Raw genomic sequence first — 12,406 nt, forward strand, 5'->3', positions numbered from 1 at the left:
GTTTAACGGTGGCCGCTACGTTGCTTCGATGTCGAACGGTGCAGGCTGGCCCTCGGCGAGGCGTTCCAGCGGTTTCACCGCAGGCGGCCGGCTCACTGCTGCCGGCGCGGCAGCAGCTGCGGGTGCGGCAGCAGCTGCGGGTGCGGCAGCAGCTGCGGGTGCGGCAGAAGCCGCGGCCGGCTGGGCCGCCGGTACCGGAGAGGCGGGCGCTGCGGACGGCCGTCCGCTCACCGCCTTGGCGGCGTCGTCGAAATCGTCCAGCAACGCTTCCTTGATGATGCGCCGCGGGTCGTACTGCCGTGGGTCCAGCTTCCGCCAGTCCACTTCGTCAATCTCGGGGCCCACTTCTTCACGCAATTGCTCACGGGCGCCGGAGGCCATCCGACGCACTTCCCGCACCAACCGGGCCAACTGCGAAGCGTATTCGGGCAGGCGTTCGGGACCTAGTATCACCACGGCGATTATTGCCAGAAGGATGAACTCGTAACCGTTGATTCCTACCACTCTTGAAGACTACCTTTTCCCGGGAGCGGGGAGCCACTCGCCGCTCCCCTAGAGGCTCCAGCCCGTACGCGTGAACATGGAAAGGCCGCGGACAATGCGTTCCATCGGCTCGGAATCGTCGCCGGTGCGGGCGAGGCGGGCGGATTCGAGCAGGGAAAGCTCCTCCACCGCCAGGGGCAGCGATTTCTCCGGCTGGCTGGACTCGAAGGTGTAGGTAACGTTGCCGGCTGCCACGACTTTCTGGCCGGGATGCTCATCGGAACCGAAGACAGCCGGGCCGGTCTGCGATCCCGCAACCGAGAACCCGTCTTCGGAGACGGTCCGGCCGGTCACGGCGTTGATTACGGGTTGGTGGTCCTCTCCCGGCAGCGGATGCTGTTCCACCAGCCGGAGTTGCTCCCCGTCGGCAGCGAAAGTCATTTCGACGGCGGGACGCCCCTGGACCCGGAGGGACCGGGCGGACTCCAGTTTCAAGCCCAGATCAGCCAGTTCCGGGCAGGTCCAGCCATGCGCACGAAGCAACTGCAGCTGGTCCGCTTCAAGGTTGCCGCTTTGGGCAACTTCCTCCCAGCCGTCGGCCATGGCGGCACGTGCACCGGTCTGCCCCGGAACCTCGAGGATGCTGCCCGCAACGTAGGCGCCGCCGAGCAGCACCGCGCCGGCGGCTGCTACCGCCCCGGCTGCGGCCAGGGCGTGGCTGCGCCGGTCAAGGGTCTTGGTCGCCGCCGCCGCTGACTGACGTCCTTCGGATTCCGGGGAGCCGGCCCGCAATGCGGTTCCGTAGATCCGGGCGGAAAGTTCAGGACCGGCATCGGGCACCCGGAAGGCACGCAGGCGGCTGCGCAGCCGGCGTTCCTCAGCGACCTCGGCGCGGCACGAGGCGCAGCGGGACAAGTGCGCGTCAATGGCCTGCTCGCGCTGCGGGGTTGTTTCGCCGTCGATGTAGTTCCGTAAATGCCGTTTGGGGTGTCGCACTATTCAGCTGGCTCCCGCAACTCGGGGCAGTTTGAGCAGTGAACGGGCAGCCGGCGGGACCTGCGGGTCCCGGTGTGCGAGCTTTTCCTTCAGCATTGCCCGGCCACGGTGGATCCGGGACCGGACGGTGCCCAGTTTGACGTCCAACACGCGGGCAACTTCATCGTAGGAAAGCCCCTCGAGATCGCACAGGACGACCGCAGCGCGAAAGTCCGGCGGCAGCTCCTCCAGGGCACGGGCAATGTCCACATCAAGGTTATTGAACTCAAAGCTTCGCTCCGGGCCCGGGCCGTTGCTGGGCAGCTTGCTGGAGGTTTCCTCGGTCATGCCGTCGAAACGGATCCGGCTGCGCCGCCGGGCCTGGTCCAGGAAGAGGTTGGTGGTGATGCGGTGCAGCCAGCCGTCGAGGGTGCCGGGCTGGAAGTTGGCCAGCGAGCGGAAAACCCGGACGAAGACTTCCTGTGTCAGGTCCTCGGCATCATGCTTGTTTCCGGTCAGCCGATATGCCAGCCGGTATACCTTTGCCGAGTGTGCCTGGACCACTTCCTCCCAAGTGGGCCGTACCCACTCCGCAGCCATGTCCGCGGCTGCCGTGTCCGGCGTCGTTGCCATAGTCTTCCTCCTTCCTTCCAACCTGCAAGCCATCAGTGCAGCCGGTGCAGTACCCGTGTACCCCGTGCAGTACCCGTAGGGTCCAAGGAAACCGGGTGGGCCCAGAATTGTCCGGAGGGCCATTTATCACCGATTAACAATGTTCACGCATCAGGCTGGGAGTTGGCTGTTAGCACGCCTTTAGTAGCACGCCTTCAGTACTGGGACAAGGCAGCGCGGCAGTGCGTACCCGGTTATGCCTCCGTTGGCCTTAAGCTTGTCTGAGCAGGAATTCCTCCGGACCGAAAGTGAAAAACCCATGCGCGCCGACAAGCAGACCAGTTGGTCCTACACGGAGGCACTGCCTACCGAGGATGAGGTCCTGATCCGTGCGCGCGAACGGTCCTACGAGCTGGGCGTCAGTGCCGTTTCCAGCGGCGTAGGCGCGGCGTTGACCGTACTGGCCGCTGCGAGCAAGGCCACCACGGTAGTGGAAGTCGGCACCGGAGCCGGCGTCTCAGGCGTCTGCCTGCTGCGCGGCCTGGGCCGCAACGCGGTGCTCACCACCATTGATTCCGACGTCGACCACCTCCGTGCGGCCCGCGAGGCCTATGCGGAGGCCGGCATTCCGGGCAACCGGACCCGCACCATCTCCGGCCGGGCAGCGGAGGTACTCCCCCGCCTCACGGACGCCGCCTACGACATGGTGTTCATCGACGCAGATAAGCCCTCCTTCCCGCTCTACGTGAACCAGGCGGTGCGGCTGCTCAAGCGCGGCGGCCTGTTGGTCGTTAATGACGCACTGGACCACGGGAAGGTAGCGGATCCGGCTGTCCGCGAAGCCACCACCAACACCATGCGCAAGGTAGGCAAGGCCATCCGGGAGAACGAAGACCTCGCCTCCGCCCTGCTGCCCACCGGTGACGGCCTTCTGCTGGCCGTGAAAACCGCTTAGCCAACCTCACCAAAGCGGCCCGCACCCAGGGCTCCCAGGAAAGGTGCCACATGATCGAGATCCTGAACCCTGACGAGTTGTCCCGGGCAAGGCAGACGGGCGAGCTGGTCGCAGACATCCTGCAGTCGATCAAGGCCCGCACCACGGTGGGAACCAACCTGTTGGACATCGACAGGTGGGCCAGGGCCATGATCGTCGAGGCCGGCGCCAAGTCCTGTTACGTCGACTATGCGCCGTCCTTCGGACGCGGGCCGTTTGGGCACTACATCTGCACGTCCGTCAACGACGCCGTGCTGCACGGACTTCCGCACGACTACGCGCTGGCCGACGGCGACCTGCTGACACTGGACCTCGCGGTATCACTCAGGGGAATCGTGGCGGACTCCGCGATCACTTTCATCGTCGGCAACGCCCCCTCCCCGGAGAGCGCCGCGATGATCGCCGTGACCGAACGGGCACTTGCCGCCGGAATTGCGACGGCCCGTCCCGGTGCCCGCGTCGGGGACATTTCCTTTGCCATTGGAACAGTCCTCACCGATGCGGGATATCCGGTCAATACCGAGTTCGGCGGGCACGGCGTCGGGTCGACCATGCATCAGGACCCGCACATCGCGAACTTCGGGCGGCCGGGCCGCGGCTACAAGCTGCGCCCCGGGCTGCTGCTGGCCCTGGAACCGTGGGTCATGGCGGACACCGCGGAATTGGTGACCGACGCCGACGGGTGGACCCTGCGCAGCGCAACAGGCTGCCGGACGGCGCACAGCGAGCACACGATCGCGATCACCGATGACGGCGCGGAGATCCTCACACTGCCCAAGTAGCGGCTAAACCGCTGCTGCTGTCAGGCGGTCCGGCCCAAGCCGGCAAGATAGGACAGCAGCAGACGCACGCCGAAGCCCGTCGCTCCCTTGGTGAGTTCCCGGCTGTCCTTATTGGCCCGTGCAGGTCCGGCGATGTCGATATGTGCCCACGGGACGCCGCCGGTGAATTTCTCGAGGAACAGGGCGGCAACAATCGCGCCCGCGCCGAATTTTGCCTGCACCGGCGCAATCTGGGAGACGTCGGCAATGTCGGAGTCCAGCACAAAGCCGTATTCCGCCACCAGCGGCAGCTGCCACACGGCGTCGCCGGAGGCCTTCCCGGCCGCCTCCAGCCGGGTGAGCAGCCCCGGAGCGTTGCCGAACAGTGCTGCGTGGTGCATGCCGAGTCCCAGTGCCGCGGCACCGGTAAGGGTGGCGACGTCCACCAGCACGTCCGGGGCCAGCTCGGCGGCGGCATAGGCCATCGCATCGGCCAGGACCATCCGGCCCTCGGCATCGGTGTTGCCCACTTCGACAGTGGTCCCGTTGTAGGTGGTCACGACGTCGGCAGGCCGGTAGGAGGCTGCACCGATGGCGTTCTCAGCCAGAGCCAGCACCGCAGTGACCTTTACGGGCAGCTTCAACGCGGCTGCAGCCTCGGCCACGGCCAGGACTGCCGCCGCACCGGCCATATCCGTCTTCATGGTCATCATGGCATCCCGCGGCTTAAGCGAGATTCCACCGGAATCGAAGGTAATGCCCTTGCCCACGAGGACAACGTGCGGCACGTCGTCCCCGCCGTCGGGCTGGTAGGCGGCCTCGACCAGCCGCGGCGGATGCTCGGATCCGCCACTTACTGCCAGCAGCCCGCCGAATCCTCCGGCGCGCAGCTCGAACTCGCCGCGGACCCGTACCGTGAGCCCGCTGCGGCCGGCTATCGCCCGGGCCTGCTCCGCCATCCAGTCCGGCGTAGCCGTCTCTGCGGGCGTGTTGGTCAGGTCGCGGGCCGTCCACACTGCCCGTGCGGTAACCGAGGCGCGTTCGGCTGCGGCAGCATCCAGTCCGGTCAGTTCAAGGTGTGCCGCAATCGGTGCCGGCGGTTCGGTGATACCCGCCCGCGGCGGCCGGTAGCCGCCGAGCAGGAAGCCCTCAAGGAAAGCTTCCTGCGCGGACGGTTCCAGCCCGTCCACCACGCTTCCGCGTACCCGCTTGGCGCCCATGGTGGCACGGGCCAGCGCGGCACCGGCGCGCCGCAGCGCAGGCTCGGACTCGTCGCCGGCGCCCACGTAGATCAGTTTTCCGGGCAGGTCCGCAGCATCGCGGGGCGGCTCGATCACAAGGATCTCCCCTGCCCTGCCGGTAACTTTCGCACTGCGGGCCCGGTCGGCAATGTCGGCGCCATAGCGCAGTGCCGCTTCAACGGCACCGCGCCGCGGCTGGGGAACCGGGTTTGCTGCCTCGTCGGCGTCTTCGGGCCCGGAGCCGGCCGGCGCCGGGGTCATGGCAACTGCCAGGACGTCGACGCCTTCAGCCGGGACCGGATGCAGTCCGCTTCCGGACTCCGCCTTTCCAGTCCGTGCGTTCAACGCGGCCAGGGCAGTGACTCCCGGCAGCGATGCGGTGACGTAGGGCGACGCCGGAGCGGATCCGGTCCGGTCTGTTGGCTTCGGAGGCAGCTGCATGAATTAAAGGCTAGCCCGTAACGCCCAGAAGGCAGTCTTTCAGCTTGCCTGCTTCTTCCACATTCAGCTCAACCACCAGGCGCCCGCCGCCGTCTATCGGCACCCGCAAGATGAGGCTGCGCCCCTCCTTTGTAACCTCCATGGGCCCGTCGCCAGTCCTTGGTTTCATCGCAGCCATTTTGAGATTCCCCTTTCACAGCGCCCGGTTTTACCGGATCACCTGTAATCCGCTGCCGATGGAAGTAAAATATCCGCCCGGCAATTGCTGTCATTATTCCGTACAAGTACCGAGCAAACGAAATTTCGTGTGTCGCGTGCCACAAATCAGGGTGGATAGTCCCCGCCGCCGGGTAATTGCGTCCACCGCCAGAGCCACACCACCCAGACGATCTGCAGAATTGCGAAGGCGACCGCGACGGTCCCGCGGTAGGCCTTGGACCGGCTAAGCCAGGCGGTGGCAAGCGCCAGTGGAAACAGCGGCAGCAGAAGGCGGAACGTACTGGTCTGCGGGTTCAGGAACACCAGCAGGTAAAGCAGATAGCTGGCACACCACAGCTGCAGCTCCAGCCCGAGCCGCCGGACGGGCGGGGACATCAGGTAGAGCGCGGCGCCTGCCACCAGCACCACCAGCGCCACGGGGCCGAACAGCGGCCCCAGGAGGTGCTGGGACATGGTGAGCCAGGGCTTGAAGGGGATCAGGTCGCCGAAGCGCCAGGCACTCTCCGTATCCGTGTAGGCGCGGATATCCGAGGTGAAGGCCCATGCGATGACCGGCCAGGCCAGCGCGGAGAAACCGGCCGCCGCGGTCAGGGCGGTAAGCCGCCACGCCTCACCGGCAGGGAACGGCACCCGCCCGCGGCGCAGGAACCGCACAGCCAGCACCAACCCGACCGCGAGCGCGAAGGGAACGCCCACCGGCCGGGAGAGGCACATCAGGGCCACCACCGGGATGGCGGTGAGGTAGCGCCCGGACAGGAAGAGGTACAGGGCCCCGGCGAGAAGCAGCAGGTTCAGTGACTCGGCGTAGGGGATCTGCAGGATCGGGGACACGGGGAAGACCGCCACGAAGAGCACTCCCCACAAGGCGGTGCCTTTCCCCGCCCGCAGCCGGAAGAGCCGGTAAATGACGAGTGCTGCGGCAAAGCCCGCCAACGTAGCCACCACGGGTGCCAGGACGTTCCAGCCCAGGCCCGTTACGGCGTCGAGCCCCCGCACCAGCAGCGGGAAAAGAGCATAGAAGGCCCACTCGTTCTCCACGGCATTGCCCGCCGTATCCCGCGGAACGCTGTCGGGATAACCGTCGGAGAAGATCCGGAAGTACCACTCGGCGTCCCAGATGTTGATGAAGTCCCAGTACGACGGCGATGCGTCCCACCACGGGCCTGCCGGCTGGAACCGGGCGGTCGCGGCGAGCACGGCATAGGAGAAGAGGCGCGCCGCCAACCACAGGGCAAGGACTTGGAGGTACCACGGCCACCGCTGGACGGCGGCAGCGGCACGGCCCGGCGCCGTCTTTGCCCGGAGGTTCACGGAGGACCTTTCAGCTGATTCAGTTTCCATGGCGCACCCAGCAGGAGTCGAGGTGGTCGTTGACGTAGCCGGTCGCCTGCATCATCGCGTAGGCGGTGATCGGCCCGACAAACCGGAAGCCCCGTTTTTTCAGCTCCTTGGCCAGCGCCGCGGACTCCGTCGTGGCGGACGGGACCTCGGCCAGTGTCTGCGGCGCGGGCCGGTCTGCCGGAGCGCGGTACCGGTCCAGCAGGCTGCCCAGGCCAACATTCTCCGGCAGCTGCACCAGTGCACGGGCGTTGTTGATCACCGCATCGATTTTGGCGGCGTTGCGCACGATGCCCGCGTCGGACATCAGCCGCGCCCGGTCGGCGTCGTCAAAGGCCGCCACCGCCTGCGGGTCGAAACCGGCGAACGCGGCGCGGAAGGCCTCGCGCTTGCGCAGGATGGTGATCCAGCTGAGGCCGGATTGGAAGGCTTCCAGGCTCAGGCGCTCGAAGAGGGCAGCCTCGCCCTCCACGGCATGCCCCCATTCCGTGTCGTGATAGTGCTGGTAGTCCTCGCTGGCCAGTGCCCAGCCGCAGCGCAGCCGCCCGTCCGCACCCGGCACGGCAGTCAATTCCCGTCTCCGTCGGCAAGGTTACTCCGGCCCGCTGCTTCCAGCGTGCGGATCCGGGCATCGCGTTCTTCGAGTGCTTCGGCGAACCGGTCCAGGACCGTGTCCACCTGGTCCATGCGGTAGCCGCGCAGGGCCACCGAGAACCGGAGCCGGGAGACGTCGCCGGCCACAGGGTGCTCAGGCAGTAAAACGGGCGGCAGCCGGGGATCCGGCTCCGGCAGACCCTGCACGGTCGCCGGCACGGCCGGCACGGCGCCGGCGGATCCCGGACGCAGCCGGCCGATGCCGAACACGGTTGCCAGGCCCAGCACGGCGATGGCGAGGAAGACCAAGAGGAATGTCACAGGACCATGGTGCCAGATGGTGCGGGTCCCGGGCGGGGGCCAACCTGCTAGGGGGAAACGTGTCCTGCGCTGTCCGCGATCATCAGCCGTACCGCGTCCGCCGGGTCATCCACTACGTGCAGGAGCTTGAGGTCCGCCTCGCCAACCATGCCCTCCGCCAACAGGGTCTCGCGGATCCAGCCCAGCAGCGGATTCCAGAACTCGGTGCCGATCAGCACGATCGGGAAGGAGGTCACCTTCTGCGTCTGCACCAGGGTCATGGCCTCGAAAAGCTCATCCAGGGTTCCGAACCCGCCCGGCAGGACAATGAACCCCTGCGCGTACTTGACGAACATGGTCTTGCGTACGAAGAAGTACCGGAAGTTGACCCCCAGATCCACCCACTCGTTCAGGCCGGTCTCGAAGGGAAGTTCTATCCCGAGGCCCACGGACAAGCCGTCCGCCCCCACGGCCCCCTTGTTGGCGGCCTCCATGGAGCCGGGCCCTCCCCCGGTAATCACGGCGAGGCCCGCTTCAGCCAGCAGCCTGCCGACCTCTTCAGCGAGCTTGTAGTAGCGCGATCCGGGAACGCTGCGGGCCGAACCGAACACGCTCACGGCGGGACCCAGCTCGGACAGCGTGCCGAAGCCTTCCACGAACTCGCTCTGGATCCGCAGCACCCGCCAGGGGTCGGTATGCGTGAAATGGGTGGCATCCGCCGAGTCCAGCAGGAAACGGTCCGACTGCGGGGTCAGGGCAGCGCCCCGGCGCAGCTCCACCGGCCCCCGCTTGCGCGGATGGTCGGACGCGGGACTTGAGGCATCGCTGATAGGCATGCTTCTAGGCTAGCCGTGATGGCGCCGCTGGCAACGCAGCGGGCTCCATCGCCGAAGTCAGCTCCGGACAGGTTGCGCTTACGTCACAATTACGTGCCCGAATGGCCCCTGACACACGCCGGCAATAATCAATGGTTAGATTTTCCTTATGACCAGTGACACATCCCCAGGTAAATCCGTGCCTGAATCCGCTGCACCGCTCGTTTCGCTGAAGAACGTGAACAAGCATTTCGGGGACCTCCATGTCCTGCAGAACATCAATCTCGACATTGCCCGCGGCGAGGTAGTGGTGGTGATCGGACCCTCCGGGTCCGGCAAGTCGACCCTGTGCCGTGCCATCAACCGCCTCGAGACCATCGACGACGGAGAAATCACCGTTGACGGCGCCGTCCTGCCGGCCGAAGGCAAGGCCCTTGCCAAGCTGCGCGCCGACGTCGGCATGGTCTTCCAGTCGTTCAACCTTTTCGCGCATAAGTCCATCGTGGACAACGTTTCCCTCGGACCGGTCAAGGTCCGCAAGTCCAAGCCTGCCGAGGCCAAGAAGCTGGCCATGGAACTGCTTGAGCGTGTGGGCGTTGCCAACCAGGCGAACAAGCTTCCGGCGCAGCTCTCCGGCGGCCAGCAGCAGCGCGTAGCCATTGCCCGCGCGCTGGCCATGAAGCCGAAGGTCATGCTCTTCGACGAGCCCACCTCCGCCCTCGATCCGGAAATGATCAATGAGGTGCTGGACACCATGGTGGGCCTGGCGAAGGACGGCATGACCATGGTGGTCGTCACCCACGAGATGGGCTTCGCCCGCAAGGCCGCCGACCGGGTGATCTTCATGGCCGACGGACAGATTGTCGAAGAAGCCACTCCCGAGGAGTTCTTCACGAACCCGAAGAGCGACCGCGCCAAGGACTTCCTGGGCAAGATCCTCTCCCACTAGAACCGTTCCAAGCACTACACGCTCCACCAGCAGTACCGGGGTTTCACCAGTTGGGGGCAACCCTTATGAGGCTAGGTCCTCCGCTTTTGCGCGGAGGACCGCAATGCAAGGAGAAAACATGCGCAAGACCCGTTACGCCGCTGCGGCCATCGCCGCAGTTGCAGCCCTGACCCTGTCCGCCTGCGGCGGCGATTCCGGTTCCGAATCCGGCAGCAGCGAAGGCGCCACCGAAGGCTCCGGCGAGCAGATCCGTATCGGCATCAAGTTCGACCAGCCCGGCCTGGGCTTCGACGAGGGCGGCAACTACGCCGGCTTCGACGTCGACGTCGCCAAATACGTCGCCAACGAACTGGGCTACCCCGAGGACCAGATCGAGTTCATTTCCAGCCCCTCCGCCCAGCGCGAGAACATGCTGGAAAACGACCAGCTGGACATGATCTTCGCAACCTACTCCATCACGGATGCCCGCAAGGAAAAGGTTGCTTTCGCAGGACCGTACTTCGTGGCCGGCCAGGACCTTCTGGTTCCCGTCGACAGCGACATCAGCGGTCCCGAGGATCTGGACGGCAGGAACCTCTGCTCCGTCACCGGTTCCACCTCCGCACAGAAGATCAAGGACAACTACGCCGCCGGCGTGAACCTGCTGGAGCAGCCGAGCTACGCCGAGTGCGTGACCGCCATGCAGGGCGGCTCCATTGACGCCGTCACCACTGACGACATCATCCTTGCCGGCCTGGCCTCCACTGACGCCAACAAGGGCCAGTTCAAGGTTGTCGGCAACACCTTCTCGGAGGAGAAGTACGGTGTCGGCCTGCCGAAGGAAGGCGGCATCGTCAAGTGCGAGGACATCAACGCCGCCATCACCAAGATGGTCCAGGACGGTGCGTGGGAGGAAGCCATCAAGAAGAACACCGAAGGCGCCGACTACGCCTTCAACGAAGACCTGAACCCGCCGACGCCTGACGCCTGCGCCTAGTTCCTACACGTTCCACCCCCGCGGGGAAGCCGGCGATAATCTCCGGCTTCCCCGTTGCGGGTTTTCTTCCACCGTAAAGAGGTGAAACATGGAGGGTTTTACTGCCCTCTTCGAGCAGTACGACGTCCTCGGCGCTTTCTGGGTCAATATCCAGCTCGCCTTCTGGGCGGCGCTCTGGTCGCTGATACTCGGTACCGTGCTGGCACTGATGCGGATCTCACCGATCCCCAGCCTGCAGTGGTTCGGTGCCGCCTACGTCAACATTTTCCGCAACACCCCGCTGACCATCATCATGGTGTTCGGCTCGCTGGCGCTGTGGTCGCAGCTGAACGTCAGCCTGTCCAGCGACTTCACCACCAACTTCTTCCGCCTTGCCGTGCTGTCACTGACGGTCTACCACGCAGCGTTCTTCTGCGAAGCCATCCGCAGCGGCGTCAACACGGTTCCGCTGGGACAGGCTGAGGCCGCCCGCGCCATCGGCCTGGGCTTCCTGGAAGCAGCCCGGCTGGTCATCATGCCGCAGGCCTTCCGCGGCGCCATCGCCCCGATGGGCAATGTGCTGATCGCCCTGGTCAAGAACACCACCGTGGCCGCCACGGCCGGCGTCGCCCTGGAGACCTCCAGCATGATGAAGACCATGATCGAGTTCAATCCGAACCTGATGACGCAGATCTTCCTGACCTTTGCCATCGGCTACGTCATCATCGTTATCCCCATCGGCCTGCTCACCACCTGGGCCTCGAAGAAACTGGCGGTCGCACGATGAGCGCACAGAATGTCCTGTTTGATGCCCCCGGGCCCAAGGCCCGCCGGAACATCATGGTCGGCAACATCCTGGGCGTGCTGCTGATCGCAGCGCTGCTCTGGGTGGCAATCTCCGGGCTGGCGGACAAGGGCCAGTTCGACGCCGCCAAGTGGACGCCCTTCCTGGAGTGGCGGACCTGGGAGTACTTCATGCTCCCGGGGCTGCTCTCCACGCTGAAGGCTGCCGCCGTGGCCGTGGTGACGTCGATTGTCTTCGGCCTGCTCTTCGGCATCGGGCGCCTTTCGTCTTTCAAGCCGATCAGCTGGGCCTGCGGGCTCGTGGTGGAGTTCTTCCGCGCGGTTCCCGTGCTGCTGATGATGGTGTTCTTCTACCAGTTCCTCTCCAAGTCCACTTCGGTGAATCCGGAACAGGTCCCCTTCTTCGCCGTTGTCATAGCCCTCACCCTGTACAACGGTTCCGTGATCGCGGAACTGGTCCGCTCCGGCGTCTTCGGTCTGCCGAAGGGCCAGCGCGAGGCCGGCCTGGCCATCGGCCTGACGCCGGGCCAGTCGCTGCGCAGCATCGAGATGCCGCAGGCGCTGGTGGCCATGCTGCCGGCGCTGCTGAGCCAGTTCGTGGTCATCCTGAAGGACTCCGCGCTGGGTACCTTCATCGGCTACACCGAGCTGCTGGACTACGCACGCCGCCTGGCTGCGGGCGAAGGCAACATCCTGCCCGCCCTGCTGGTCACCGCCGCGATCTTCATCGCCCTGAACTGGCTGCTCACGTTTGCCGCCCAGCGCCTCTCCCGGCGCCTGGGAGCGCGTGCCGGCAAGGTGCTCAAGATCGAAGACACAATCGAGCCCGAGGGCATCGAAGCTCCGGTGCCGGCTGCAACACCGGCAAAGGGTGCGGCCAAATAGGCGCACCGGCCCCGGACAGCTAACGAACAAAGGAGAGGAC

At 65.8% G+C, this 12,406-nt stretch carries 15 protein-coding genes; 6 read left to right on the top strand and 9 right to left on the bottom strand.

The window, feature by feature from the left end:
• Positions 1-15: 15 nt before the first annotated feature.
• Genes LOC56_RS01330 through sigE form a run of 3 tightly spaced genes read right to left on the bottom strand, consistent with a single transcriptional unit; the run spans position 16 to position 2,091 of the window.
• Entirely contained in the window at positions 16-504 is a 489-nt protein-coding gene (locus tag LOC56_RS01330; protein WP_229949794.1) for a Sec-independent protein translocase TatB, read from the bottom strand.
• A gap of 48 nt (positions 505-552) precedes the next feature.
• Positions 553-1,479 carry an anti-sigma factor family protein gene (locus LOC56_RS01335; protein ID WP_229949797.1) on the bottom strand — a complete coding sequence of 309 codons (927 nt, stop codon included), beginning with the start codon at positions 1,477-1,479 and terminating at the stop codon, positions 553-555.
• Between the two features lie 3 nt (positions 1,480-1,482).
• Entirely contained in the window at positions 1,483-2,091 is a 609-nt protein-coding gene (sigE, locus tag LOC56_RS01340) for an RNA polymerase sigma factor SigE (protein WP_229949798.1), read from the bottom strand.
• Positions 2,092-2,389: 298 nt separating this feature from the next.
• Here sigE and LOC56_RS01345 point away from each other — a divergent pair, with 298 nt between their 5' ends.
• Positions 2,390-3,025, top strand: a complete 636-nt coding sequence (locus LOC56_RS01345; RefSeq protein ID WP_227918438.1) for an O-methyltransferase — start codon at positions 2,390-2,392, stop codon at positions 3,023-3,025.
• Between the two features lie 50 nt (positions 3,026-3,075).
• On the top strand, positions 3,076-3,846 hold the full coding sequence (map, locus tag LOC56_RS01350; protein WP_229949800.1) for a type I methionyl aminopeptidase: 771 nt from the start codon (positions 3,076-3,078) through the stop codon (positions 3,844-3,846).
• Positions 3,847-3,866: 20 nt separating this feature from the next.
• On the opposite strand, the gene LOC56_RS01355 is transcribed toward map, so the two are convergent.
• The 6 genes from LOC56_RS01355 to LOC56_RS01380 all read right to left on the bottom strand — a co-directional run bounded on the left by LOC56_RS01355 (position 3,867) and on the right by LOC56_RS01380 (position 8,794).
• Complete coding sequence (locus LOC56_RS01355; protein WP_229949802.1) at positions 3,867-5,507, bottom strand: leucyl aminopeptidase family protein; 1,641 nt, start codon at positions 5,505-5,507, stop codon at positions 3,867-3,869.
• A gap of 10 nt (positions 5,508-5,517) precedes the next feature.
• Positions 5,518-5,685 carry a DUF3117 domain-containing protein gene (locus LOC56_RS01360; RefSeq protein ID WP_146361313.1) on the bottom strand — a complete coding sequence of 56 codons (168 nt, stop codon included), beginning with the start codon at positions 5,683-5,685 and terminating at the stop codon, positions 5,518-5,520.
• 146 nt (positions 5,686-5,831) lie between these two features.
• Complete coding sequence (locus LOC56_RS01365) at positions 5,832-7,067, bottom strand: hypothetical protein (RefSeq protein WP_229949804.1); 1,236 nt, start codon at positions 7,065-7,067, stop codon at positions 5,832-5,834.
• Positions 7,057-7,626 (bottom strand): DNA-3-methyladenine glycosylase I, encoded by a 570-nt coding sequence (locus tag LOC56_RS01370; protein WP_229949971.1) that lies wholly within the window; start codon positions 7,624-7,626, stop codon positions 7,057-7,059. The genes LOC56_RS01365 and LOC56_RS01370 overlap by 11 nt, the downstream gene beginning before the upstream one ends.
• A 5-nt stretch (positions 7,627-7,631) precedes the next feature.
• A complete protein-coding gene (locus tag LOC56_RS01375; protein ID WP_229949806.1) occupies positions 7,632-7,979 on the bottom strand; it encodes a DivIVA domain-containing protein in 348 nt (115 codons plus the stop codon).
• Positions 7,980-8,026: 47 nt separating this feature from the next.
• Positions 8,027-8,794, bottom strand: coding sequence for a TIGR00730 family Rossman fold protein (locus LOC56_RS01380; RefSeq protein WP_229949808.1), 768 nt, complete (start codon positions 8,792-8,794; stop codon positions 8,027-8,029).
• Positions 8,795-8,942: 148 nt separating this feature from the next.
• Between LOC56_RS01380 and LOC56_RS01385 the strand changes: the two genes are divergently transcribed.
• The 4 genes from LOC56_RS01385 to LOC56_RS01400 all read left to right on the top strand — a co-directional run bounded on the left by LOC56_RS01385 (position 8,943) and on the right by LOC56_RS01400 (position 12,366).
• On the top strand, positions 8,943-9,722 hold the full coding sequence (locus tag LOC56_RS01385; protein WP_229949810.1) for an amino acid ABC transporter ATP-binding protein: 780 nt from the start codon (positions 8,943-8,945) through the stop codon (positions 9,720-9,722).
• 118 nt (positions 9,723-9,840) lie between these two features.
• On the top strand, positions 9,841-10,698 hold the full coding sequence (locus LOC56_RS01390) for a glutamate ABC transporter substrate-binding protein (protein ID WP_229949811.1): 858 nt from the start codon (positions 9,841-9,843) through the stop codon (positions 10,696-10,698).
• A gap of 88 nt (positions 10,699-10,786) precedes the next feature.
• Positions 10,787-11,464, top strand: a complete 678-nt coding sequence (locus LOC56_RS01395; RefSeq protein WP_227918455.1) for an amino acid ABC transporter permease — start codon at positions 10,787-10,789, stop codon at positions 11,462-11,464.
• Complete coding sequence (locus LOC56_RS01400) at positions 11,461-12,366, top strand: amino acid ABC transporter permease (RefSeq protein WP_229949812.1); 906 nt, start codon at positions 11,461-11,463, stop codon at positions 12,364-12,366. The genes LOC56_RS01395 and LOC56_RS01400 overlap by 4 nt, the downstream gene beginning before the upstream one ends.
• Positions 12,367-12,406: the final 40 nt, after the last annotated feature.

This window comes from Arthrobacter sp. zg-Y179, from assembly GCF_020907345.1.
In the GTDB taxonomy this organism is placed as follows: domain Bacteria; phylum Actinomycetota; class Actinomycetes; order Actinomycetales; family Micrococcaceae; genus Arthrobacter_B; species Arthrobacter_B jinronghuae.